This is a genomic window from Desulfatiglans anilini DSM 4660 (genome assembly GCF_000422285.1).
GTDB lineage: Bacteria > Desulfobacterota > DSM-4660 > Desulfatiglandales > Desulfatiglandaceae > Desulfatiglans > Desulfatiglans anilini.
In genome coordinates this window covers 16,421-38,481 of sequence record NZ_KE383814.1, presented here as the reverse complement: position 1 = coordinate 38,481, position 22,061 = coordinate 16,421, and the positions used below count along the sequence as shown (strand labels likewise).

Here is a 22,061-nt window from a genome sequence, read left to right as displayed (position 1 = left end):
CGACCGGGAGGATGGGTGATCTGAAGTTGGACCAGAAACAAAGGCACGGAATCCGCTGATCATGAAAAACAATGATTTTTTGGAGAAGGAAAATTTTCGAAGACTCATCGAAGCCGACGGCTCCGACCGGATCGAAGACCGGCTGAAGGTGGTCGACGCCTTTCTCAGTTCCGAAGAGCATATGACGCTCGAAGAGATCTACCGTCTCCTGGAAAGCAGGGGCGAAGATATCGAGCCCGAATTCGTGCGCCAATGCCTCCACCGTATGGTGGACCTCGGCTTTGCGCAGCGGAAGGAGTTCGCGGATCAGCCCATCCGCTACGAACATCGGCACCTGGGCATCCACCACGACCACCTGATCTGCACCAAATGCGGAAAGATCGTCGAATTCGCGAACGACGATCTCGAGAAGCTGCAGATAGCGATAGCCGCCCAGCACGGCTTTCACATCCTGCAGCACCGCCTGGAGATCTACGGCCTCTGCGATGCCTGTATGGCCCAGAGAAAACCGCTTATGCCCCTCTCGATGGCCAAACCGGGAGAAATCGTCGCCATCCGCGACATCCTGAGCGGCGCATTCTCGCGCGCCAGGCTGGCGGCCCTCGGGCTCCGCCTGGGAGACACCATCGAAATCATCAGCAATGCCGGGCAGGGGAATCTCATCTTCGCCCACAATTGCAGCCGGATGGCCCTCGGGCGGGGCATCGCCCAAAAACTTCTCGTCTCCCCGGTCACGCCCGAGACGACGCCGGTCTGCACCCAGCCCCTCGACTGAGGCCCGTTTTTCCGGGGGTCTTGTCCCACCATCCCCGTCGAGTGCGATTTCACCATGCGCCCCCCCTTCCTGCGCGAGAAACACTTGCATATCTTCCCTGAAATGCTATGGTGGAAAAAACGGTTTCAGACCCTTACAGCCCCCCTGGCCGCAGCGATGCGGCGCATACTGGAGCCCCTCAGGCGGAAACGGCCTCTTGTGATTCAACGGTGCATCGAGGATGCCTGAAACAGCCCCCCTATTTCTCAACAGGCGACTTTTCCCGTATTTCTTGCCGCTTCATGAACGTATCTCTGGACAGTTGACCATCGATCTCGACCAGACATCCAATCGGACCGGCCTCAACCCCCCTCTGGTGCCGGCGCCCCTCGCAGGCCAGGCAGGGCCCTGTAGGCTGGGCCCTCGGTATGCTGCAGCCAAAACAAGGAATCGCAGGCGCGGTGCCCCCCGGCAAAATCTCCGCGGCTGCGTTGCGGTGCGGTTTGTCGGATAAGAGTCCAAGCGTCAATCTTAGCCGTTGAGGAGGTGTCCTATGTCCAATGGAGAAAGCCCCAAAGGAAACCCCGGGGTCGTGGGCCTGGCAGGTTTCGGGATGACAACGATGATCCTCCAGTTCCACAACGTAGGATGGTGCGGAGTGGGTCCGATCGTCGCCCTCGCTTTCATCTTCGGGGGCCTGGCGCAGATGATCGCCGGATTTCAGGAATACCAGTCCGGCAACAACTTCGGATACAGCGCATTCGTCGCCTACGGATCCTTCTGGATCGCCCTCGGGATCATCTTTCTGCTCAACCACTTCAACATCTATCATTCCAGCACCACGGACACTGGATGGTTCCTGATCGGCTGGACGCTTTATACCTTCATCATGTGGATACCAGCCATGAAAATCCACAGCGCCATGGCCATCACATTCACTCTGCTCCTGATCGGTTTCATCCTGCTGGACCTCGCCCATTTCGGTTACCCCGGGATGGTCAAGATCGCCGGCTACGAACTCATGTTATGCGCCCTGTCGGCTTGGTACATGATGGCCCATGTGATCTTCGCCCAGGTCTTCGGAAGGGATGTCCTGCCGGTCGGAAAACCCTGGATCCGATAGATGCCGGCGCCCAGATGCCGAAGAACAGCGTCCGCAGCCGCCTCGACCGGAGCGGGGCGCATTGCAAGAAGTCCTAGGAGCACCGCCGGGAGCCCCGTGAAAAGGCATCCGGACAGCAGAAACCCGCAATTTCCAAGGAGGGGTAACATGTCATTGATTCGTGTCATCGCAATCCTCGGGATCCTGTTTCTGTCACCCTCGGCCCTCCGCGCCGACGAAACGGCAACCAAGGAAGAGTGCGTCGTCAAGTGCTACGAAGCTGCGGCCACCGTCACATCACAGGGGCAGGATGAGGCCGTCAGACTCCTCAACGACCCGAATGGGCCTTTCGTCTGGAAGGACTCCTACGTCTTCCTGATGGACATCAACGGGAAGATGCTCGCCCATCCGATGCAGCCCGAACTGACCAAATACGATCATGTTCTGCTGCTGACCGACCCCACCGGCAAGGCTCTTTTTGTTCATTTCGTGAACATCGCCAGAACCAGCGGCAGCGGCTGGGTCGATTACATGTGGCCCAAACCCGGCAAGACCACGCCGACAAAAAAGACGACCTTCATTTACAGGGTCCCCGACACCAATCTCTTCGTAGGCGCGGGTGTCTATGTCGCCGGAATGATTTATTGAATGAGATTTTTTTGGCCATATCAGGGAAAAGCAGTGCTTGTGCGGAGACGACCTGCAGGTCCGCCGCACAAGCAAACGCGCACATCGAAGCCGGGATGGTCAGAAAGGGCCTTTCCGGAGGAAAACTCAGAGGGGCATCAGGATCCGGAGCACCAGCGTATCCGGCTTCTCGAGCCTGACATCGATGTCGCCCCCGTGCTTGTTGATGACGATCTTGGAGAGCGGGAGGTCCGCCGTGTCGTAGGCCTTTTCAGACGAGATGAACGGGTAGAAGAAATGCTCGACATCATCCCTTGAAACGTGTTTGACGGGGTATTTCATCACCAGTTTGAGAACCCCCTCGGCTGCGGTGGTGCCGATAAAAAGCTCTCCTCCGTCCTTGATCTGGTTGATGGCCTGCTTGATCAGGGTCTCCAGGACGAGTTCGATCTGCAGGCGGTCGACGGTGATCTCGGGCACATCCGGACTGAGATCGAGCCGCACCGCGACGCCGCTTTCTCTCAGCTCGGACTCGACCGCGTTCAGGGCGTTCTCGACGAGCCCGTTGGGATCGTTCTTCGAAAGATACAGCTTGACCGGCTGGAGGTAGTTGAGGATCATGCGGAGGATCGTCTCCAGACGGCGAACCTCCTTGACGATGATCTCCACCTTCGCGCGGTTGGGATCGTGCTGATCCATCGAGGCCAGAAGCCGCCTCGCAAACCCGCCGGCCGACACCAGCGGATTGCGGATTTCATGCGCCAGCCGGGCGGAGACCTCCGTAATGGTCTTCTGCTCTTCGGCGCGCACCAGCTCTTCCCGCAGCTTGATCCGGCTGGTGACATCCATGATGATCCCGTCCGCCCCCTTGATCCGGCCATCCGGCGATTCAAACGGGATAGCGTGATCCATCACGTAGACCACATGCCCCTTCTTGTGCCGGATGCGGTACTCGGCCAGAAACTCCTGACCCTTATGAAGCGTTTTTTCACGGAGTTCTTTGACGATCTCGAGGTCCTCGCTGCACACGCAGTCCTTCAAGAGCAAAGCGGGGCAGCGGAATATCTCGGCCGGGCTGTAGCCGAAGATCTCGGTGACGAAATGGTTGACGAACAACACCTTCCCGTCCAGTGAAACGCGGTAGACGACCAGCGGCACGTTCTCGACCAGGGTGCGGTACTTCTCCTCCGACTCGATCAGGTCCGCTGTACGCTCCCTGACCAACTCCTCCAGATGATCGCGATGCCTGCGCAGCTCCTCCTCGGCCCGCCGTCGCTCGAGAAGCCGCCACATCCCTTGCATCAGCAGGGTGATCTGGCGGACGTCCGACCCGTCGTAATCGTCCGCCTTGTTGGCCACCCCCGCCAGGGCGACGATCCGGTCGCCTTCGAACACCGGGATGTTCATGTGCCGGATCAAGCGCGGATGCCCCGGCGGATACCCTTTCTTCCATGGGTTGGGGGCGCGGTAGTCATTGGTGATCACGGGTTTTCGCTGCCTCAACGCCTCTCCCCAGAGGCCCATGGTCTCCGGCGCGAACACGGTGGGTTTTGCCTCGATGGTGCACTCACGGGCCACCGCCGCCGACCAGGCGTGGATGGTCAACGTCCTGCCGTCCGCATCGACAAAGCCCACATATCCCATTTTGCTCTTCGTCAAAGAAACAGCCTGATCGAGGGCGAATCCGGCGATCTCCTGCATCGACCCTTCGCCCATCTGATTGAGTTTCAGCAGCGCCTCGAGGCGGGCCTCGTCAAGTCTCAGGGCGTCCTCCGTCAAATGGCGCTCGGTCAGATCCTGCAACGTCTCGATCGCGCCCATGATGACGCCGTCGGAGCGTCTCAGAGGCGCCGCGGTAAAAAACAGCCATTTGCCTTTTTTACCCAGCGATGGAAAGAACCGTTCGGCTTCCCAGGCGCCCTCCCTCACGACCGATGGACGATGGCAGTCCCCGTAATAGGCGGCCAACTCGGCCTCCGATGCCTGGTCCACGATCAGATCCGCCATGACCGGACGTTCGCCCGGATAGAAGGCGCGCCATTGATCCCTCGTCCCGATCATCTTCTCCGCAGGAATGCCTGTCAGGGTTTCACAGGCCTTGTTCCAGTGGGTGACGACATGTTCGGTGTCGATTACAAAGGTGGGAATCGGGCTTCCCTGCACGATCTCGACAAGCGTCTTTTCGCGCTCCCTGACCGCCTCTTCCGCCCGGCGGCGCTCCTGCATTTCTTTTTTGAGGTCCTCGTTCGCCGCCTCCAGCTGTGCCGTCCTCTCCCTGACCATCACCTCGAGGTGTTCACGATAACGCTGGAGTTCTTTTTCAATCCGTTTCTGTTCCGAGATGTCGCGCCCTTCCGGGATGAGATAAACGACCTCGCCCCGCTCGTCCCGGACCGGCTTCAGCGAAAAATCGATGCAGCGCAGCTCTCCGTCAGCCGCCGTATGGGTTACTTCGAACCGCACAAACTCTCCGGCAGCCGCTTGCTTTACGGCCTCTTTGAGCCGCTCCTGCAAAGGTTTCGAATGCCGCCACCAGGGCGTATCCCAGAACGGCTTGCCGATGACATCCGAAGGCCGGGCGCCAGTGAATTGCAGCGCGGTCCTGTTGGCCTCCACGAGGGTGCCGTCCGGGGTCAGAAGACCGATAAACTGGAAGGTCTGATCGAAAATCACCCGGCACTTCCGCTCGTATTCGCGCAGCGCCGCCTCCATTCTTCGCTGCTGCTCCTCATCGGGGCAGACCGTGCTCGAATCGGATTCCAGGGCCGCCAAACGGCCCCGCAATTCCCGCAAGTCACGCAGCAACTCTTCTTTGGTCTTCGCTTCGTCCTTCATGGCCACTACCCCCTCCGGGACAATCCCACCGCTCGATGGGACTTCTAACCGGGCTCCTTCAACCTAAACCTAATTGGTTTCCATCCGGAAATGATTTCCCGGAGAACCCGGTTTCCAATCCGGGAATGAGGAATTTTCTTCACACGCTGCGCGTGCTCAGTCCCACCGCTTCGCGGCGGGTCCCGGTTTCTTCACACCCTTCGGGTGCTCAGTCCCACCGCTTCGCGGCGGGTCCCGGTTTGGCCAATATCAAGGAAATCAATCGGTTGCGCGGAGGCGACCTGACGGTCGCCACGCAAGCAAACGCGCAGATTGACGCCAAGATTGGCCAAAAAACCATTTCCGGATGGAAACTCATTGCTATGGCAGTGCCGTAGCCTCAACACGAGCATGCTCATCGGAGGCAGACAAAATCTCAGCTGCGACAATTTCATTTCAGCTTACCATGCCTTCATGACGACGGCAAGGCCGCCCCGGGATCAAGACGGAGGCGGGTTGTCCGCGGAAGCGGTTTCTGGTATGATCTATCCCATTCGGGTTTTTCATCGGCAGCGTACCCGGCATTCGACCCCTCGACGCGGATCGGTATCGATCTTTCCAGAGGGAGGCTCCGGGAGCACAGGGCGATCCGCCCACCGCCCCCGGCAAAGGTGCTCAAAGGTGATCACGAACCCCCTTCTATCGGTCGGGCTTCTTCTCCTCCTCTGCTATCTCGGCGGTCGGCTCGCCAATCTGCTCCATGCACCAAGGGTGGGCGGATACCTTCTGACCGGGCTCCTGCTGGGCCCATCGGCTACAAACATCCTCCCAGAGCCTTTGATCCGCGGCGAACTGCTCGTCCTGACCAAGGCCGGGATGTCCCTGATCGCCTTCTCGATCGGCGGAAGCCTGATTGTCGAACGCATCCGGCGCCTCGGGAAGAGCATTTTCACGATCACGGCCTTTCAGGCCGCAGGCGGTTTCCTGGTGCCGGCCGCCTGTCTGCTCGGGGTGCTCCCCTTCCTCCTCGCCCCGCCGGAAGCCGATCCGGGTTGGTCGAGGATGCAGGTCGCCATGGCCCTTTTGATCGGGGCCGTCTGCGTGGCGACCGCATCGGGGGCCGTCCTCGGGGTCGTGAGCGAAATGCGGGCCGCCGGTCCTTTCACCACGGCCCTTCTCAGTGTCATCGCGCTCAGCTACGGGCTGACGATCCTCCTGTTCACCCTTTCCGTCGCCGTCGCTCAGACCCTCACCGGGCCGGGAGACGTCTCTCTCCAGGCTCTGCTCTCCAGGGCCGCCCTCCCTATCGCAAAGTCCCTGCTGCTCGGCGGAGCAGGCGCCGTCCTGCTCCTTCAGATCGGCCGCCTGATCCAGCAGCGCGAGGCTTACATGATGGTCGTTTTCGGCACCATCTTCAGCACGAGCGGCGTGGCGGACGCACTCGGCCTCTCCGGTCTCCTGGCCAACATGGTGGTCGGCTGCCTGATCGTCAATCTGGGGGGAAACAGGGAGTTTTTCAGGGCGGCCGAACAGATCGAGGAACCGGTTTTCAGCCTGTTCTTCGGGCTCGGAGGAGCGCACATGCAGCTTGGGGTGCTCCAATCGGCGGGTCCCCTGGCGCTCCTGATCGTGGTCGCTCGCCTGGCCGGCAAGACGGCCGGGACGTGGTGCGGCGCTTCGATCGCGCGGGCGCCCGACCCGCTGCGGCGCTACCTCGGGCTTGCCCTTTCTCCACAGGCGGGCTGGACCATCGGCCTCGTTCTGACCGCCGAAAACATCTTTCCCGTCTCGGAGATCGGCTCCATCCTGGTCAACGCGATCATCGGATCGGTCATCATCAGCATGATCCTCTGCCTGCCCCTGGTCCGTTTCGCGCTTCTCAAAGCGGGCGAAACCTCTTACGACGGGAGAAAGACATGAAGGTATCCCAGGCGCTCCAAACCATTGGCAACACGTCCTATCTGACAGTCGAGGAGGATTGCCCCCTCAAGGAGGTGGCGCGGAAGATCGCCGGTCTGGAGCAGGTCAGAGGCCTCTACCTCGTGGACCCCGAAGGCCGGCTGAAGGGTTCTGTGTCACTCGGAGCCCTGATCCGCAGCATCATGGCCATCCGCCGCCCGCATTCGTTCACGCGGACCCTCTCCCTGATCACCGCCGAATCCGTATCGGACATTGCCGACAAGCACGTGATCTATGCCCTGGAAGACGACGATATCGAGGAAGTCCTCGAAAGAATGGCTGCCCACAACATCAAAGAGATCCCCGTCGTCGACCGGGAACGCCGGATCATCGGGAACGTGGGGATCCTCCCCCTTTGGAACCTGGTCGAATCCGCGGCTTGATGCGCCCCGGACTGCGGAGGACCCCCGCGTGGGAATCTCCACCAGTCACATGCTCAAGTAGATATGCTCAAACAAAACAATTTCAAACACTTATAATTAACCATGGACGTGATCCCAGGCATGCGAATGGATTCGGTTGAATCATTTTTATTGCAATCATTTACCTTTTGTGCTGGAATGCAACTCTAAAGTATTTTATTGCTACCCTTCTTTCGCGCTATCAACTATTCATTTGGTTTTTTTCCTGCTACGGAGGAATCGTCCGCATTCCAAGTTTTGCAGAGAGTTGTTTGTTTATGACCCCGAATCGATCATTGCACATGATTCGATTCCGCATGACAAAGGACGCTTCTGGTAGGCTGCAGGGCATGGAATTCAAGCCCTTCGGAGGCCCTCGCTTTCAACCCGAATGGATGAGGAAGTCGAAAATGTGGAAGATGCTTTGTTTTCTGGCCTGCACGGCCCTGATCATCCCCCAGTTTTCCTGTGCAAACCCCCAACATGAATCGGAAAAATCCATGTCGACCGGGCCTTGTTCCTACCATTACTATGACGGCAAAGCCAAGATCGTGTCCATCGAACAGAGCCACGCACCCAAAGCAACCGGCGGCCCTTCATACCCTCAGCATGAAGTCAAATTCCTCTTCACCACCGATGAAACCTATGATCAAACCTATGCGGATATGGTCAGTCGGGAGCAATGGCTCACCCTGACCAACTCATGGCATCCAGGACCGGAGTTTATCCGGAAATACGGTATCGAAGTCGGGAAGACCTTCGACTGCAAGCTCGGCATCATCCAAAAAGGGGCCTGTACCCCCGTCGTTTTCGAGTTTCCTGACATCAACCGCAGTGATTACTTCGAAAACACCCAACGGTGATCGCCCATAAGTTCATTCCCTTCTGGGCCTGCACCGGCTTTCGAAAAATTTTCACAGATGGAACGAGCATCGATCGGGTTTTTTTAGAACGGCGGGCCGGCAAACCTGTCAATCGATATATTCATCCGGAAATGCGGACCTTTTGCCGCTGTATAGAGGAGCGGGCGTTTGCACGGAGGCGGCGCACAGGTCGCCGCACAGGCAACCCTGCAAATGGATCCCGAGATTGTCCGAAAAGATCGGTTTCCCTGGGGAAACCGATCAGCCTGCCTAAGCGCGTTTGGCACCCGGAGATGTTCATACGCCAGATCCCCGGTAAAAACCGCTGCAGGACGACCTTAGCGATAAGGGTGTTTCCAACCGTTTGAATCCTATTTTGATGGGGAGGTGCGACGATGAACAATCGAAGAAGAAAACAAGGCCTTTTTTCGCTGACCGGTCTCGTCATCCTGGCGGTGCTGTTGGTGCTTTCACCCAATCCCGCCTTTTGCGACGAAACCATCGATGAAATCAACGCCGCCATCGAGGCGGCCGGCGCCAACTGGGTCGCCGCGGAAAACCCCGTCACGCGCATGTCCCCTGAAGAGCGCCGCAAGCTCCTGGGGGCCATGGAGGATACGGCCGGCCCCGAGGCCGAGGCGTCCGCGGCAGCCCCCCGGGGGGCCGCCCTCCCTACGCAATTGGATTGGCGAAACATAGGCGGGTCGAACTACGTCAGTTCGGTCAAGAATCAGGGGGGTTGCGGCTCCTGTTTCTGCTTTGCGCCGGTGGCCGCCCTCGAGTCCAAGTACATGATCACCAACAGCCTTCCCGGCTCCACCCTCGACCTCTCGGAGCAGATCGTCCTTTCCTGCAGCACCGCGGGTGACTGCACCGGAGGCTATGCCAGCACCGCTTCGGACTTCCTGAAAAACACCGGCACGGCGGTCGAATCCTGCTACCCTTACACTGTAAGCAAAGGACCCTGCTCGAATGCCTGCACCAACTGGCAGGATGAAACCTATTACTTCACCAGTTGGAGTTATGCAAACAGCGGTGAAGTCGCCACCTCCACCGAGATCAAGAACGCCATCTATAACAACGGCCCCGTGGTCGTGTGGTACAAGGTCTACAGCGATTTTTACAGTTACAGCACCGGGGTTTACACCAAGACAAGCGGAACTTACGAAGGCAACCACTTCGTCCTCGTCGTCGGATGGAACGACTCGAACAATTCCTTTATCTGCAAGAACAGCTGGGGGTCTTCCTGGGGAGGCCTTGGCGGGTATTTCAATATCGGCTACAGCCAGTTGGCCGGTGACGTGCAGTTCGGATACTGGACTTACCAGTACGGCAGCGCCTACGGCCCCAGCGTCGACTGGTACGCCGCCTACCGGACCATGCTCCCTGTGCCCGGGGATCTCGCCCTCTTCCGCGCCTACCGCGACAAGGTGATGGAAGAGACCGCCTTCGGCCAGTTCTGCTCAGGCATGATCTACAACCAGGCGGACAACCTCCTGCGGGTGCTTTTGACCCACCCGAGGCTGCTGATCCAGGCCCGGCAGCTCGTCAAGGCCAACCGCGCGGCCGTTCAAAGCGTCGTGCAGGGGGGCTTCGGTACGATCGAAAACACGGATGAGGTCATGCAGTTCATGGGTGACGTGGCGGATTGTTCACCCCTCGACCTCCGGGTTTTTCTCAACCAGCTTGAAACCCAGATGCAGCGTCATCGGGCTGCCGGCGAACCGTTCCTCGGCTTTTTCCTCCAATAGCAATCGTTTTTGACCGGCAGCAGCAAGACAGGCGTGAAGGCAAGGCCCGCCCTTCCATGGGGCCTTGCCTTCACCCTTTTACGCATCGGTGCAATCGGATAGCGGTTTTCCCGGGGCATGCTGCTCCCCATTGCCCTCTCTGCCTCTCGGTCGTTTTGCCGCTTGACAGAATCCCCGCCTTCGTCTTACACTATTTACTCAAAATAATCGCCAGACTCGCTTCAACCTGGAAATCGCGCTGATGCACCGGTGTCGTGTGGCACACTACCCGGTAGTCGGAAGGTCTGCTGTGAAGTCCAGCCGGGTGCCCGCCCTCTTCCCCGGGATAGATCGGCGCCGGTCTTTCTGGTCTTGAAGCGAGACCGGGTTCCTGATCCTTGTTAGGAGCGGGAAACCCACTCAAGCATGTTCAGGCGCCTTACGAGGCTTAATAGGGAACCCCGTGCGAATCGGGGATGGGCCCGCCGCTGTAACTCCGCTCCGCTGCAACGCAGGGAAACCTTTCAGCATGCATGGACCACTGTTCCGCCTCAACCGGAATGGGAAGGTCGCTGGAAGGACGGGGAAGTCAGAAGACCTGCCTGAACACGAGGCGTAAGCCGCGACGGAAAGACGGCTGCCTCTGGATCTCTCGGATAAAAACAGGGCTATCCCCGGATCGAAACGTGATTCGGGGATTTTTTTTGGCATAAGATGCTATCGAGCCGCAGCCTGTTCATCGGTTTGTTCATCCTGGTCGCCTTCATGGCAAGGCCCGCGTCCGCTGGCGCGTTCCGCGACGCGCTGGGCAGAACCGTCACCCTGGATGGACCGCCCCGGCGGATCGTCTCCCTCGCCCCAAGCATCACGGAGATCCTGTACTTCCTCGGTCTGGGCGAACGGGTGGCCGGCGTCACCCAGTACAGCACCTACCCGCCGGCTGCCCTCGGCAAACCCAAGGTCGGGAGCTATGTGAACCTGAACATCGAGCGGATCATCAGCCTCGCCCCGGACCTCGTCATCGCCACGGTGGACGGGAACAGCCGGAGCGTTATCGAGACCCTCGAGGCCGCAGGCATCCAGGTCTTCACCACCAACCCCAGGAACCTATTCGAGGCCCTGGACACCATCGCGCTCCTCGGGCAGGTCTGCGGAGCCACCCGGGACGGGGCCGCCGCCGCGGAGGCCCTGAAGGTCCGCGCCGAAGATGTGGCGGAGAAGGTCCGCGGCCTGCCCCGCCCGAAGGTCTTTGTGCAGATCAATCTGCGCCCCATCATGACGGTCAACCGGGACACTTTCCTGAACGACCTCATCACCCTGGCGGGCGGCTCGAATCCCTTCAGCGAAGAGCCCTTCGCCTACCCCAGGATCAGCCTCGAAGAGGTCATCCGCCAGCGGCCCGACGTCATCCTGGTCTCGTCCATGGACCGCGGGGGCCGGTTCGAAGAGGCCCGCCGGGAATGGCTTCGTCTGGAGGACATCCCCGCCGCCCGCAACGGCCGCGTGCACCTCATCGATTCGGACCTCGTCGACCGGCCGTCGCCCCGCATCGTAGACGGCCTCGAAGAGGCGGCCCGGTTCATCCATCCGGAAATCCCCTGGGAGCGGCCATGATCCTGCATCGACGGGTGACCCCCGGCAAAGTCGTCTTCATCTCCATGGTTATGACCGGCATTCTCGCGGGGGCGATTCTCTTCTCCCTCTGGCTCGGCACAGCCGACATCCCCTTTTCGGCGCTGTGCCGCACCCTCCTGGGAGAGAGCACCGGGGGCACGACCGAACTGATCGTCCTCAAGGTCCGCCTCCCCCGTGTCCTGCTCGCCGGTCTCGTCGGTTTCGCCCTCTCTCTGGGAGGCGCCGTCTTCCAGGCGCTCCTCCGCAACCCGCTCGCAGAACCCTTCATACTCGGGGTGTCGAGCGGGGCCGCACTGGGGGCCATCATCGGGATCATGCTCGGCTTCAGCTTCCAGTTCGGCATCCCGGCATTCTCGTTTGCAGGGGCGCTGGTGACCATCCTCCTGGTGCTCCTCCTCGGAACCCGCAGGATGGGGATGGAGTCCTCGACCATCCTCCTCACCGGGGTGATCATCAACGCCTTTTTCACGGCCGTGATCATGTTCTTCGTCTCCACCTCCACGGACAGCCGGCTGCACACCATGCTGTTCTGGCTTTACGGGGACCTGTCGCAGAGCCATTTCGGGCAATCCGCGCTCATCGCCCCGGTCGTGATCCTGGCGGCGGTCGTCCTTTACGGCTTCGGCCGGGATCTGAACCTCATGACCCTGGGAGACGAAGCGGCCTGCCACATGGGGGTGGATGTCGAACGGACGAAGATACACTGTTTTCTGCTGGTCTCCCTGATGACCGGGCTGGTCGTCTCTCTTTCGGGTCTGATCGGTTTCGTCGGTTTGATCGTACCCCATCTCGCGCGCATGGCGTTCGGCCCCGACCACCGGCTTCTCATCCCCGTTTCGGCGATCGGAGGAGCCGTCCTCCTAATCGTCTGCGACACCTTCGCGCGGTGGGTGGTCTCGCCGAGCGAGCTGCCCGTCGGAGTCGTGACGGCCTTCCTGGGCGCCCCTTTTTTCATGATCCTTCTGCGGACACGAGGCAGCCAATGGAACCGATCCTGACCCTCGACACCGTGAGCTATCGCTATGAGGACACCTGGGCGATCCAGGGGGTCCGCCTGGAGGTCGGGGCCCGTGAACTCGTAGGGATCCTCGGCCCGAACGGATCCGGCAAGAGCACCCTCTTGAAGATCATGGGCGGGCTGCTCAAGCCGGAGAGCGGCGCGGTGCTCTATGCCGGCCGGCCTGTCGCCGCGTTCAAACGCAGGGAACTCGCGCAAAAGATCGCCTTCGTCGCTCAGGAGCATGCCTTCCGTTTTTCATTCAGTGTGCTGGAGGTCGTGCTGATGGGGCGTTCGCCCCACCTCAAACGCCTTCAGTTCGAGAGCGAACGGGATCTCGAGATCGCCCTGCAGGCCCTGCGCACCGTGGATGCCGAACGGCTTGCCGCCCGGTCGATCCACGAGCTGTCGGGGGGCGAGAAGCAGCGCGTTCTGATTGCCAGGGCGCTCGCCCAGGATCCCGAGATCATCCTGCTGGACGAACCGACGGCCTTCCTGGACATCAAATACAAGATGGAGATCTTCGAGCTGATCTCCTCGCTCGTGCGGGACAAACAAGTTAGCGTCGTGGCGGTCACGCACGACATCGACCTGGCCGCCCTGTACTGCAACCGCCTGGTCATTCTCGAAAACGGCCGTCTTTTCAGCGCGGGCACGCCGGCCGAGGTGGTCACCTCCGAGGGCATCAGCGCCGCGTACGACTGCCGCGTGCTGGTGGATAGAAACCCCGCCACGGGGGCTCCGCGCGTGAGCCTGGTCGGCAGGGCGGGGCGCTGCACTGGAGGCCCGGCCTGCGGGAAGGCTCCATCAACAGCGTATTGAGAAATCCCTTGCTTGCAGGCCGCTGAAAAACGGCCGGATGCAAGGCTTGCGAAACCCCGTGGAAGGAAGCGCACGCATCAGGGCTCCGCCGTGACACGGGATGAGCGTAACGCAGCAGACGGGCGTTTTTCGACGGCCTGTCAAAACCGCGTTTCCGGCCGCAGCAAACTCCCCGGGCCGTAGACGCGCCGGGAGGTTCATTCTATGATCGACATCTTTTTGAGCGGGGGTCCCATTATGTACCCGCTGCTCTTGTGCTCCATCCTCTCCTTGACGGTGGTCATCGAAAAGGCCCTCTTCTGGCTCAGAGAGGACCGGCGCCGCGATCAGAGCCTGGTCAACGAAGTCCTCGAGCTCTGCCGTACGGGGGATTGGGAGGGCGTCCGGATCAAGACAGCCGGGTCGAGGGATTACGTGATACGAATCCTCATCAGCGGCATCCTCCACCGGGAATTCTCCATGGCCAAGGCGATGGAAACCAGCGCGGCCGACGAGGTCAAGCGCATGCGCCGCTACCTGGGTGTCCTCGACACGATGATCACCGTCACGCCGCTTCTCGGCATCTTCGGGACGGTCCTCGGCATCATCGCCTCCTTCGAGGTCCTCGGGAACATGGGCATCGAGGAGCCCCAGGCGGTGACCGGCGGCATCGCGCAGGCGCTCATCACCACCGCGGCGGGCCTCGGGATCGCGATCTTCAGCGTCTTCCCATACAACTACTTCACCTCCCGCGTCGAAAATGCGGTTCTGACGATCGAGAAATACGCCACCAGCCTGGAGATCGTTTACGAGAAACTCACGCAGCACTGCCTTTCGGAGGGCCCCGGAAATGAGCAAAAGGCGCGGGTGCAGGCGACAGCGAATGGATAGCATATGAAAATCCCGCTCTATCATCAAAAAAGGGTCCGGGTGGAGATGATTCCGCTGATCGACATCGTCTTCCTGCTCCTGGTATTCTTCATCTATGCGATGCTCTCCATGGCGGTCCACCACGGGCTTCCCGTCCTCCTGCCTTCGTCGGAATCCGCCTCCGTCGAAAAGAGGTTGACCCTGTCCGTCACCCTCCAGCCGGGCGGCGCCCTCTTCCTGGACGAAGAACCCGCGACGCTCGAAGGCCTCGCCCCTGCGCTGGCGGAAAAAACCAGGAACGACCCGGATGCCGGCGTCCTCCTCTTTGCGGATCGAACCGTCCCCTACCAGGACCTCTTCGAGGTCCTCGACCGGATCAGAGAGGCCGGGATCACAAGGGTCTCCCTGCAGGCGGAGGCGGAGAAGGCCCTATGAAGAGGTTGATCTTTTCCGCTGCGGCGGCCCTGGCACTCCACGGCCTGCTCTTCTTCGGCCTTGGCGACAGGTGGTTGAAAACCGCTCCGGGCGCAAAGCGAGCGGCTCAGCCGCTCGAGCTGGCGCTCGAGGTCCCGCCGCCCGCCCCGGAAAAAGCCCCGGACCCCGCACCACCCGCTCCGAAACCCCCTTTACGAAAGCCGATCGCCGCACCCCCCAGGCCGCCGGAGCCGGTGAAACCCCGGGCATCGTCGCCGCCGCACCCCGTCGCTGCCGCAAAACCCGCCGCACCGCCTCAGCGGATCGAGTCCGTCCTCCCCGAACCGACGGAGCAGCCCCCGGCTGCGGCAGCCCCCGCAGCAGTGATGCAGACTGAAATCGTTCATCCCGCGCCTCCCAACTCTCCCGACCCGGTGGAACCGGAGGCGCAGACGAAAGCCGGGCCCGGCAGCCTGTCTTCCGCCGCTGCAGGCAGGGTGTTCAGGCAGAGCGACGTCGGCCGGATCGAGGGCATCCGCAAGGCCGTCCCCAGATACCGGGAAAACCCGCCGCCGCTCTACCCCAGCCTGGCGAGGCGCAGGGGCTGCCAGGGAACCGTGGTCATTGACGTCCTGGTGACCCCCGAGGGCCGTGCCGCCGATCTCAGGATCGAAGAGTCGAGCGGCTACGCTGTCCTGGATGACTCTGCCATGGCCGCGGTGCAGGAATGGATCTTCGAACCGGCAACGCTCCAAGGCCGCGCCATCCCGATGCGGGTTTCGATACCCGTCATGTTTTCGCTCAGAGATTAGCCGCGAGGCTGTAGCACCGAGACCGCCCGTAGCTGAACAACCGCCCTTGGCACACGACCGGGCCGGTGCTCCACTTGAGCGGGGACTGCTTCAGGTTCATTTTTCGCAGCCGTCCGGGAGGAAGACCCTCAAGGCGGCTGGAAACCTACAGAAAATTTCAAGGAACCGGAGGAACACCATCCATGCATTGGCAGGAAATCATGACCCAGATACAACCGCTCTCCGAGCAGTGGCTCAGCCGGGCCTGGGAACGGCTCGACAGCCTGACGAAGCCGCTCCGCAGCCTCGGAAAACTCGAAGAGATCGCCGCCCGCGTCGCGGCCATCCGGGAGGAGGCCAAACCCGATGTGACGAACCGCGAGGTCTTTGTATTCGCGGGAGACCACGGGGTCGTCGAGGAGGGGGTCAGCGCGTACCCCCAAGATGTAACCGCCCTGATGGTCCGGAATTTCCTTGCCGGCGGCGCGGCGATCAATGTGCTTGCGCGCTGCGCCGAGGCCCGCGTCAGCGTGATCGATATCGGGATGAAAACGGACCTCGCCGATGCCCAGGGCTTGATCCGCCGCAACGTCAGGCGCGCCACCGGAAACATCCTGCGGGAGCGGGCCATGACCGTTGAAGAGGCCGAGCGCGCCTTGTCCGTCGGGATCGAGACGGCGTTCGGCGCCTACGACCGGGGGGCGCAGATGATCGCCACCGGGGAGATGGGGATCGGCAACACGACGCCGTCTTCGGCCCTCTTTGCCGGGCTCCTGCCGGCGGCGCCCCTCGAGGTGACCGGCCGCGGAACCGGCCTCGAAACCGAACAGCTGCACCGCAAGGCCGCGATCATCGAAGAAGCCTTGAAGCGGCATCGGTTCGCACTGGCGGACCCCCTGAGCGCCCTTGCCGCCCTGGGCGGCCTCGAGATCGCCGGAATCTGCGGATTGTGCCTAGGCGGCGCCGCCAAAGGCCTCATCGTCGTCGTCGACGGCTTCATCTCGAGCGCCGGCGCGCTGGTGGCCATGCGCCTCTGCCCCGCAGTCAGGGAATACCTTTTCTTCTCCCATCTTTCTTCCGAAGCGGGCCACCGCATCTTCTACGAAAAGGAGGGGCTCGCGCCCCTCTTCAACCTCGACATGCGCCTCGGGGAGGGAACGGGTGCGGCCCTGGCCATGCAGGTCATCGGCAGCGCCGTGCGCATTTACAACGAAATGGCCACGTTCGAAGAGGCGGGCATCGCCCCGGGGGCCTGAGATGCAAGGACTCCGCTCGGCGATCCGCACCCTGACGCTGATCCCCGTGCCGGCCGGCGGCAGCGAGGACCTGGGCCGCGCCCTGCCGTGGTTCCCCGTCACGGGCCTGATCCTCGGCTCGGCCTTGTACGCGGTCGATCTCGCCTTCCGCCAGTTTCCGCTGACCCCCTGGCCGGCCGGCACAGCCCTGCTGATCGTCGCCCTGCAGACCGTGCTGACCCGCGGGCTGCACCTGGACGGGCTGGGCGACTGGGCGGACTCGCTGGGGGGGTATCTGGACCGGGAGAAGCGGCTGGCCATCATGAAGGATGTCCATATCGGCGCCTTCGGGGTCGCTGCCATCGGGCTCGACCTCCTGGCGAAATGGATCGCCTGCGAGAGGCTCGTCTCCGCCGGCAGAGCCGCGTTTCTCATCCCCATTGCGGTCCTCTCGCGCGGCATGCTGGTCTGGCTGATCACCACCCTGCCCTACGCCCGCGCCGGCGAGGGGATGGGGCGTCCCTTCGTTCAGGGGGCCACCCCCGGCCGGTGTGCCGCGGCCCTGGCGATCTGCCTGTCGGCGTGCCTCCCGTTCGGACTGGCCGGAATCGGGTTTTTCGTGCTGGCCTGGGCAACCGCCGTGCTGCTCGGGCTCCGCTGGCGGCGGAGCTTTGGAGGCATCACCGGCGACCTGCTCGGCATCGCCAACGAAGGGCTGGAAATCGTCCTTCTTCTGGCCGGCGCCTGGTTCGTGAGCCTTCCCTCTTGACGGCCCTGATGAGGGTCTTAAAACCAGTGACGACTCAAGGATGTCCTTCTGGATTGCTGGACGACTGGGCCTTCCACCGTTCTTCCCTTCGTGCACTGCGCTTTCTCCCCACGCGGAAGATGGTCCTGGTGCGGACCTGCAAAAGGCCCCTCGGATACCCAAACTTCTGGAGCAGTTGATTCAGCCTTGACAATGCCCTACAATTCTGCAGCAGAGGCTTGCTGAACCGTTTTTCAGGGGTGCTGCGGCCGTCGACCGGCCGGCCTTTGCAGGGCGCGCTTCACACCGGGGCACCGGCGGGGAATGAGCGGGCGCTGCCGCAGCCGCCCGCAGAAAAGCCGGTGAACGTGCCGGGGGCCCAGGGCTCTCCATAACCGCCCTCCGAAACTCACCCTCGAACAGGATGTTCTTCATGGACAAGACAGAAGCGTCCTCAGCGCGAGACCCGGCTCCCGGGGGCAACCGTTTGGGCACCTTCGGCGGCGTCTTCACCCCCTCGATTTTGACCATCCTCGGGGTGATCATGTTCATGCGGTCCGGCTTCGTCGCCGGCCAGGCAGGCATCTTCCAGGCGCTCCTGATCCTTCTGCTGGCAAAGAGCATCACCACCCTCACTTCGCTTTCCATTTCCGCCGTTTCGACCAACACCCCGGTCGCAGGCGGCGGCGCCTATTTTCTCATCTCGCGCGCCCTTGGCCCGGAGTTCGGAGGGGCCATCGGACTGGCGCTTTTCCTGGCCCAGGCCGTCTCGGTGCCGTTCTACATCCTGGGGTTTTCGGAGGCCCTGGTGCGCACCCTTCCAGCGCTGGCCCCCTACTACAGAAGCATCGCCCTGTCGACCGGCCTGGTCCTCTTCACTATCGCCTACGTCGGAGCGAACTGGGCCATCAAGACCCAATACCTGATCATGAGCGTGCTGGCCCTGTCCATCCTCGCCTTCATGGGAGGCGCCGTCCTCCATTTCAAAACGGAGACCTTTCTGGAGAACTGGCACGCCCCGATCCCCGCCGGCCTCTCCTTCTGGTCCCTCTTCGCCATCTATTTTCCCGCCGTTACAGGGATCATGGCGGGGGTCAACATGTCGGGCGATCTGAAGGAGCCCGGCCGCTCGATTCCGATCGGGACCTTTGCGGCGATCGGCGTCGGGCTCCTGATCTATGCCCTCCAGACCCTGCTGCTCGGAGGGGCGCAGGTTAGGGACGAACTGGTGGCGGCCTCCTACGAAACCATGGCGCGACAGGCCCTTTTCGGGGCCGGCTTCCTGGTCTCGGCCGGCGTCTTCGCCGCCACGCTCTCGAGCGCAATCAGCTCATTTCTCGGAGCACCGCGGGTCCTGCAGGCCATCGCCCGCGACAGAATCATCCCCGCCATCCAACCCTTCGCTGCCGGTTCGGCCCGGCGGGACGAGCCGCGGCGCGGACTCCTGCTGACCCTGGCCGTCACCGTCCTGATTATCATCCTGAGCGGTACGGACTCGAAAGGCAAAGCCTTCGATATCCTGGCGGCGGTTGTCACCATGTTCTTTCTCTACACTTACGGCATGGTGAATCTCGCCGCATTCATCGAATCCTTTTCGGGGAATCCGTCCTTCAGACCCCGCTTCAAATACTACCACTGGCTGCCGGCCCTCTGCGGCGCCGCGCTCTGCGCGGGGGCCGCGTTCCTGATCGATCCCTTCGCGGCCGGCGTAGCGGTCGCTGCGCTCGGCGCGATTTACACCTTGCTTCGACGGCGCGTGCTCAGGGTTCATTTCGGGGATGCACGCTGGGGGTTCCTCTATTCGCGGATCCGTCAGAACATGCTTCGGCTGGCCAAGATGCCGGCGGACCCGAAGAACTGGCGGCCTACCATCCTGGTGCTCATTGGAAACCCGGAAGAGAGACGGACCATCGCCCTCTATGCCTTGTGGATCGGGGCGGAACGGGGACTGGTGACACTGGCGCGCGTCCTGGTTGGAAACCTGCAGGAATTGAAGAGCCGCCGCCTGACGGCGCTCGAACAGCTCAGGCGTTTCCTGGGTGAAAACCAGTTCGAGGCCCTTTCGACGGTTGTAGTGAGCAAGACGCTCGACGACGGACTTTCCACCCTCATCCAGGGCCACCCGTTCAACCCGCTGCGCCCGAATATCCTGCTCATGGGCTGGTCGTCGGATCCGGAGCGGGCCGGCTATTTCGTCCGTCATCTCCAGTCGGCGCTGGCCCTCGATATGAGTCTCGTCCTTGTCAAAGATAAAGGCCTGCCACGCAAAGACCGTCCTCACAGGATCGATGTCTGGTGGAGGGGGCAGAGAAACGGCTCCCTGATGGTCCTGCTCGCCCATCTGATCCACCTGAACGGGGAATGGTCCGAGGCCCGCATTCGGCTTCTCCGCCTCATACCGGACGAGGCGGGCAGGAAGCCTTCGGCCGACGCCCTGAGGGCCCTGCTCGACCGCGCCCGAATCGAGGCGGAGCCGGTTGTGCTCGTGTCACAGGCGCCTTTCCCCGATGTCTTGAAGCGGCACTCGGGGGATGCGGCTGTTGTGCTGCTCGGGTTCAATGTCCCTGAGGAAAAAGCGGCCACCGAATTTCAGGCGAACTTCGAAGGCATGCTCGCCGAACTTCCCACCTCCTTACTCGTCTGCTCCTCAGGAGAGGCTGATGTCTTCGTGTGACAAGCAGTTGTCCGGAGATCAAAGGCCACGGCGAACTGGTCTCCAATGCCATAGAAGCGGATCCCTCTGCAAATAAATCAGGCGGTTTTCTGGGAGGCCCTGCAGACGAGGCAACACAAGCAGACAGGCAAGCTGGCGCCGATATAGGAAAAAAGGACCATTTTACGCCGGGGAAAAAATGGGGACGGCGGGGCGAATCGTTTGAGCGGCACGCGGCAGGCGAGCCGATGCTCCTCAGGGCAGCCGCCGCGTCTCTCCGTGCTGCAGTACCCAGAACACATCGCCATCCAGCCCTCTTTCGGCCAGCGCCTCTGCCAAACGGACAGGCGGCTCATCCAGCGGTTCGTCGGTCAGGATGAAGGTCCCCCAGTGGATCGCCACCGAGCGGCGGGCTGCCACATCCAGATGCACCTGCACCGCTTCTCCAGGATCCATGTGGTGGTCCCGCATGAACCAGCGCGGCTCATAGGCGCCGATCGGGATGGCCGCCAGATCGAAAGGCCCCAACCTGCGGCCGATCTCCTTGAAACGCTCCGTGTAGCCGCTGTCCCCGGCGAAGAAAAAGGCGAAGCCGGGGGATCTGACCACCCATCCCGCCCAGAGGCTTTGGTTCTTGGAGAACAAGCTCCGTTTGCTCCAGTGCTTGACGGGGACCGCGGTCAGGGCCGCCCCGTCTTCGGTGTGGGTTTCCCACCACTCGAGTTCCACCACACGCTGCACCCCGAGATTTTCAAACCACCGTTTGAGCCCTTTGGGGACAACGAAAAGGGTCCTTTCGCCGCCCTTTCGGGACAGCAGTCCCTCGATGCTCCCGACATCGAGGGAATCGTAGTGGTCATGCGACACCAGGACAAAATCGATCGGGGGAAGATCCGAGAGGGCGAGACCCGGGGGCGCCACCCGCCGCGGACCCGCCCACTGCACCGGAGAGGCCCTCCTGGAGAAGTGGGGGTCCGTCAGGATGTTACGGCCGTCGATCTGAAGGAGCAGGGTCGCATGCCCGATCCACGTGACGGTGTTGACCGAGCGGTTGCCGCGCAGAAAATCCGGATCGTTCCGCGCAAGCTCGAAATGGTAATCCTCCGCCGAGGGAATGTCTTTGAACAAACGCTCCCAACGCCACTGGATGAAATCGGTGAAGCCTTTGTCATCCTTGCTGCTTTCCACACGCTGCCCCTCTGCGGCGCAGCCGGTCCAAAGGACGGCGCCCAGCAACCACAGCATCATCCATCGACCCGCCATCCTTCGCCCTCCAGCTCCCCCGACCGCCGCTTCGATCCGACCTCTTTCACCTTCAAAGCCCCGAACGGTGCTTCCACGTCAAACCGCGCCCTGTCAACAGGTTCCCCCGCGGGCACACATCCCGGCGATCAACGGACACTGCAGCCGGGACGCGTTACCTTCCAAATCAATCCCCATGCAAGATAGCCCTTTTTTCACAAATGACAAGGGTTGCTTCCCTTGGACCCTTGCCGGCGCACGACTCCGGCCTGCCGGCCTGCCGCATAAAGTTCAACCTGCCGCCTCCTGCGAGAACGCCTCTCGGCTCACGTGCCTTCAGGGATTCAAGCCCCAAGTTCGTCCAGGAGGCCTTTCAGCTGCACTCCTGCAGGAAGTTCGACTCACGAGCGCATGCAGGGGCGTTT

At 61.7% G+C, this 22,061-nt stretch carries 19 protein-coding genes and 1 riboswitch; of the genes, 17 read left to right on the top strand and 2 right to left on the bottom strand.

Annotated features, from left to right (window positions below):
* The first annotated feature begins 61 nt into the window (after positions 1–61).
* The 3 genes from H567_RS27640 to H567_RS0121475 all read left to right on the top strand — a co-directional run bounded on the left by H567_RS27640 (position 62) and on the right by H567_RS0121475 (position 2,504).
* A complete protein-coding gene (locus H567_RS27640; protein ID WP_051185199.1) occupies positions 62–775 on the top strand; it encodes a transcriptional repressor in 714 nt (237 codons plus the stop codon).
* Between the two features lie 532 nt (positions 776–1,307).
* Positions 1,308–1,877, top strand: a complete 570-nt coding sequence (locus H567_RS0121480) for an acetate uptake transporter (RefSeq protein WP_028322954.1) — start codon at positions 1,308–1,310, stop codon at positions 1,875–1,877.
* 147 nt (positions 1,878–2,024) lie between these two features.
* Positions 2,025–2,504, top strand: coding sequence for a cache domain-containing protein (locus tag H567_RS0121475; protein ID WP_028322953.1), 480 nt, complete (start codon positions 2,025–2,027; stop codon positions 2,502–2,504).
* 126 nt (positions 2,505–2,630) lie between these two features.
* Here H567_RS0121475 and H567_RS27635 read toward each other — a convergent pair whose 3' ends face one another.
* Complete coding sequence (locus H567_RS27635) at positions 2,631–5,318, bottom strand: PAS domain S-box protein (protein WP_051185198.1); 2,688 nt, start codon at positions 5,316–5,318, stop codon at positions 2,631–2,633.
* 239 nt (positions 5,319–5,557) lie between these two features.
* On the opposite strand from H567_RS27635, the gene H567_RS28920 reads away from it, so the two are divergent.
* The 14 genes from H567_RS28920 to H567_RS0121400 all read left to right on the top strand — a co-directional run bounded on the left by H567_RS28920 (position 5,558) and on the right by H567_RS0121400 (position 20,415).
* Positions 5,558–5,695, top strand: a complete 138-nt coding sequence (locus tag H567_RS28920; protein ID WP_153306333.1) for a hypothetical protein — start codon at positions 5,558–5,560, stop codon at positions 5,693–5,695.
* A gap of 283 nt (positions 5,696–5,978) precedes the next feature.
* Positions 5,979–7,217 (top strand): cation:proton antiporter, encoded by a 1,239-nt coding sequence (locus H567_RS0121460; protein WP_035255737.1) that lies wholly within the window; start codon positions 5,979–5,981, stop codon positions 7,215–7,217.
* Entirely contained in the window at positions 7,214–7,639 is a 426-nt protein-coding gene (locus H567_RS0121455; protein ID WP_028322950.1) for a CBS domain-containing protein, read from the top strand. The genes H567_RS0121460 and H567_RS0121455 overlap by 4 nt, the downstream gene beginning before the upstream one ends.
* 428 nt (positions 7,640–8,067) lie before the next feature.
* A complete protein-coding gene (locus H567_RS26615; RefSeq protein WP_153306331.1) occupies positions 8,068–8,520 on the top strand; it encodes a hypothetical protein in 453 nt (150 codons plus the stop codon).
* A 395-nt stretch (positions 8,521–8,915) separates the two neighbouring features.
* Positions 8,916–10,271, top strand: coding sequence for a C1 family peptidase (locus tag H567_RS0121445; RefSeq protein WP_028322949.1), 1,356 nt, complete (start codon positions 8,916–8,918; stop codon positions 10,269–10,271).
* Positions 10,272–10,665: 394 nt separating this feature from the next.
* A riboswitch (cobalamin riboswitch) is annotated at positions 10,666–10,870 on the top strand.
* A 94-nt stretch (positions 10,871–10,964) separates the two neighbouring features.
* Positions 10,965–11,864: a cobalamin-binding protein gene (locus H567_RS26610; RefSeq protein WP_035255732.1), complete on the top strand. Its 900-nt coding sequence runs from the start codon at positions 10,965–10,967 to the stop codon at positions 11,862–11,864.
* Positions 11,861–12,883 carry a FecCD family ABC transporter permease gene (locus H567_RS0121435; RefSeq protein WP_035255729.1) on the top strand — a complete coding sequence of 341 codons (1,023 nt, stop codon included), beginning with the start codon at positions 11,861–11,863 and terminating at the stop codon, positions 12,881–12,883. The genes H567_RS26610 and H567_RS0121435 overlap by 4 nt, the downstream gene beginning before the upstream one ends.
* Positions 12,868–13,704: an ABC transporter ATP-binding protein gene (locus H567_RS26605; protein WP_051185197.1), complete on the top strand. Its 837-nt coding sequence runs from the start codon at positions 12,868–12,870 to the stop codon at positions 13,702–13,704. The genes H567_RS0121435 and H567_RS26605 overlap by 16 nt, the downstream gene beginning before the upstream one ends.
* Before the next feature lie 204 nt (positions 13,705–13,908).
* Positions 13,909–14,574 carry a MotA/TolQ/ExbB proton channel family protein gene (locus H567_RS26600; RefSeq protein WP_084517732.1) on the top strand — a complete coding sequence of 222 codons (666 nt, stop codon included), beginning with the start codon at positions 13,909–13,911 and terminating at the stop codon, positions 14,572–14,574.
* 3 nt (positions 14,575–14,577) lie between these two features.
* A complete protein-coding gene (locus H567_RS0121420; RefSeq protein WP_028322947.1) occupies positions 14,578–14,988 on the top strand; it encodes an ExbD/TolR family protein in 411 nt (136 codons plus the stop codon).
* Positions 14,985–15,779 (top strand): energy transducer TonB, encoded by a 795-nt coding sequence (locus H567_RS27630; protein ID WP_028322946.1) that lies wholly within the window; start codon positions 14,985–14,987, stop codon positions 15,777–15,779. Before H567_RS0121420 ends, H567_RS27630 begins: the two co-directional genes overlap by 4 nt.
* Before the next feature lie 182 nt (positions 15,780–15,961).
* A complete protein-coding gene (cobT, locus tag H567_RS0121410; protein ID WP_028322945.1) occupies positions 15,962–17,014 on the top strand; it encodes a nicotinate-nucleotide--dimethylbenzimidazole phosphoribosyltransferase in 1,053 nt (350 codons plus the stop codon).
* A 1-nt stretch (position 17,015) separates the two neighbouring features.
* Positions 17,016–17,762, top strand: a complete 747-nt coding sequence (locus H567_RS0121405; RefSeq protein WP_028322944.1) for an adenosylcobinamide-GDP ribazoletransferase — start codon at positions 17,016–17,018, stop codon at positions 17,760–17,762.
* 412 nt (positions 17,763–18,174) lie between these two features.
* Positions 18,175–20,415: an APC family permease gene (locus H567_RS0121400; RefSeq protein ID WP_051185196.1), complete on the top strand. Its 2,241-nt coding sequence runs from the start codon at positions 18,175–18,177 to the stop codon at positions 20,413–20,415.
* A gap of 234 nt (positions 20,416–20,649) precedes the next feature.
* On the opposite strand, the gene H567_RS26590 is transcribed toward H567_RS0121400, so the two are convergent.
* A complete protein-coding gene (locus H567_RS26590; protein ID WP_153306330.1) occupies positions 20,650–21,657 on the bottom strand; it encodes an MBL fold metallo-hydrolase in 1,008 nt (335 codons plus the stop codon).
* Positions 21,658–22,061 lie beyond the last annotated feature (404 nt).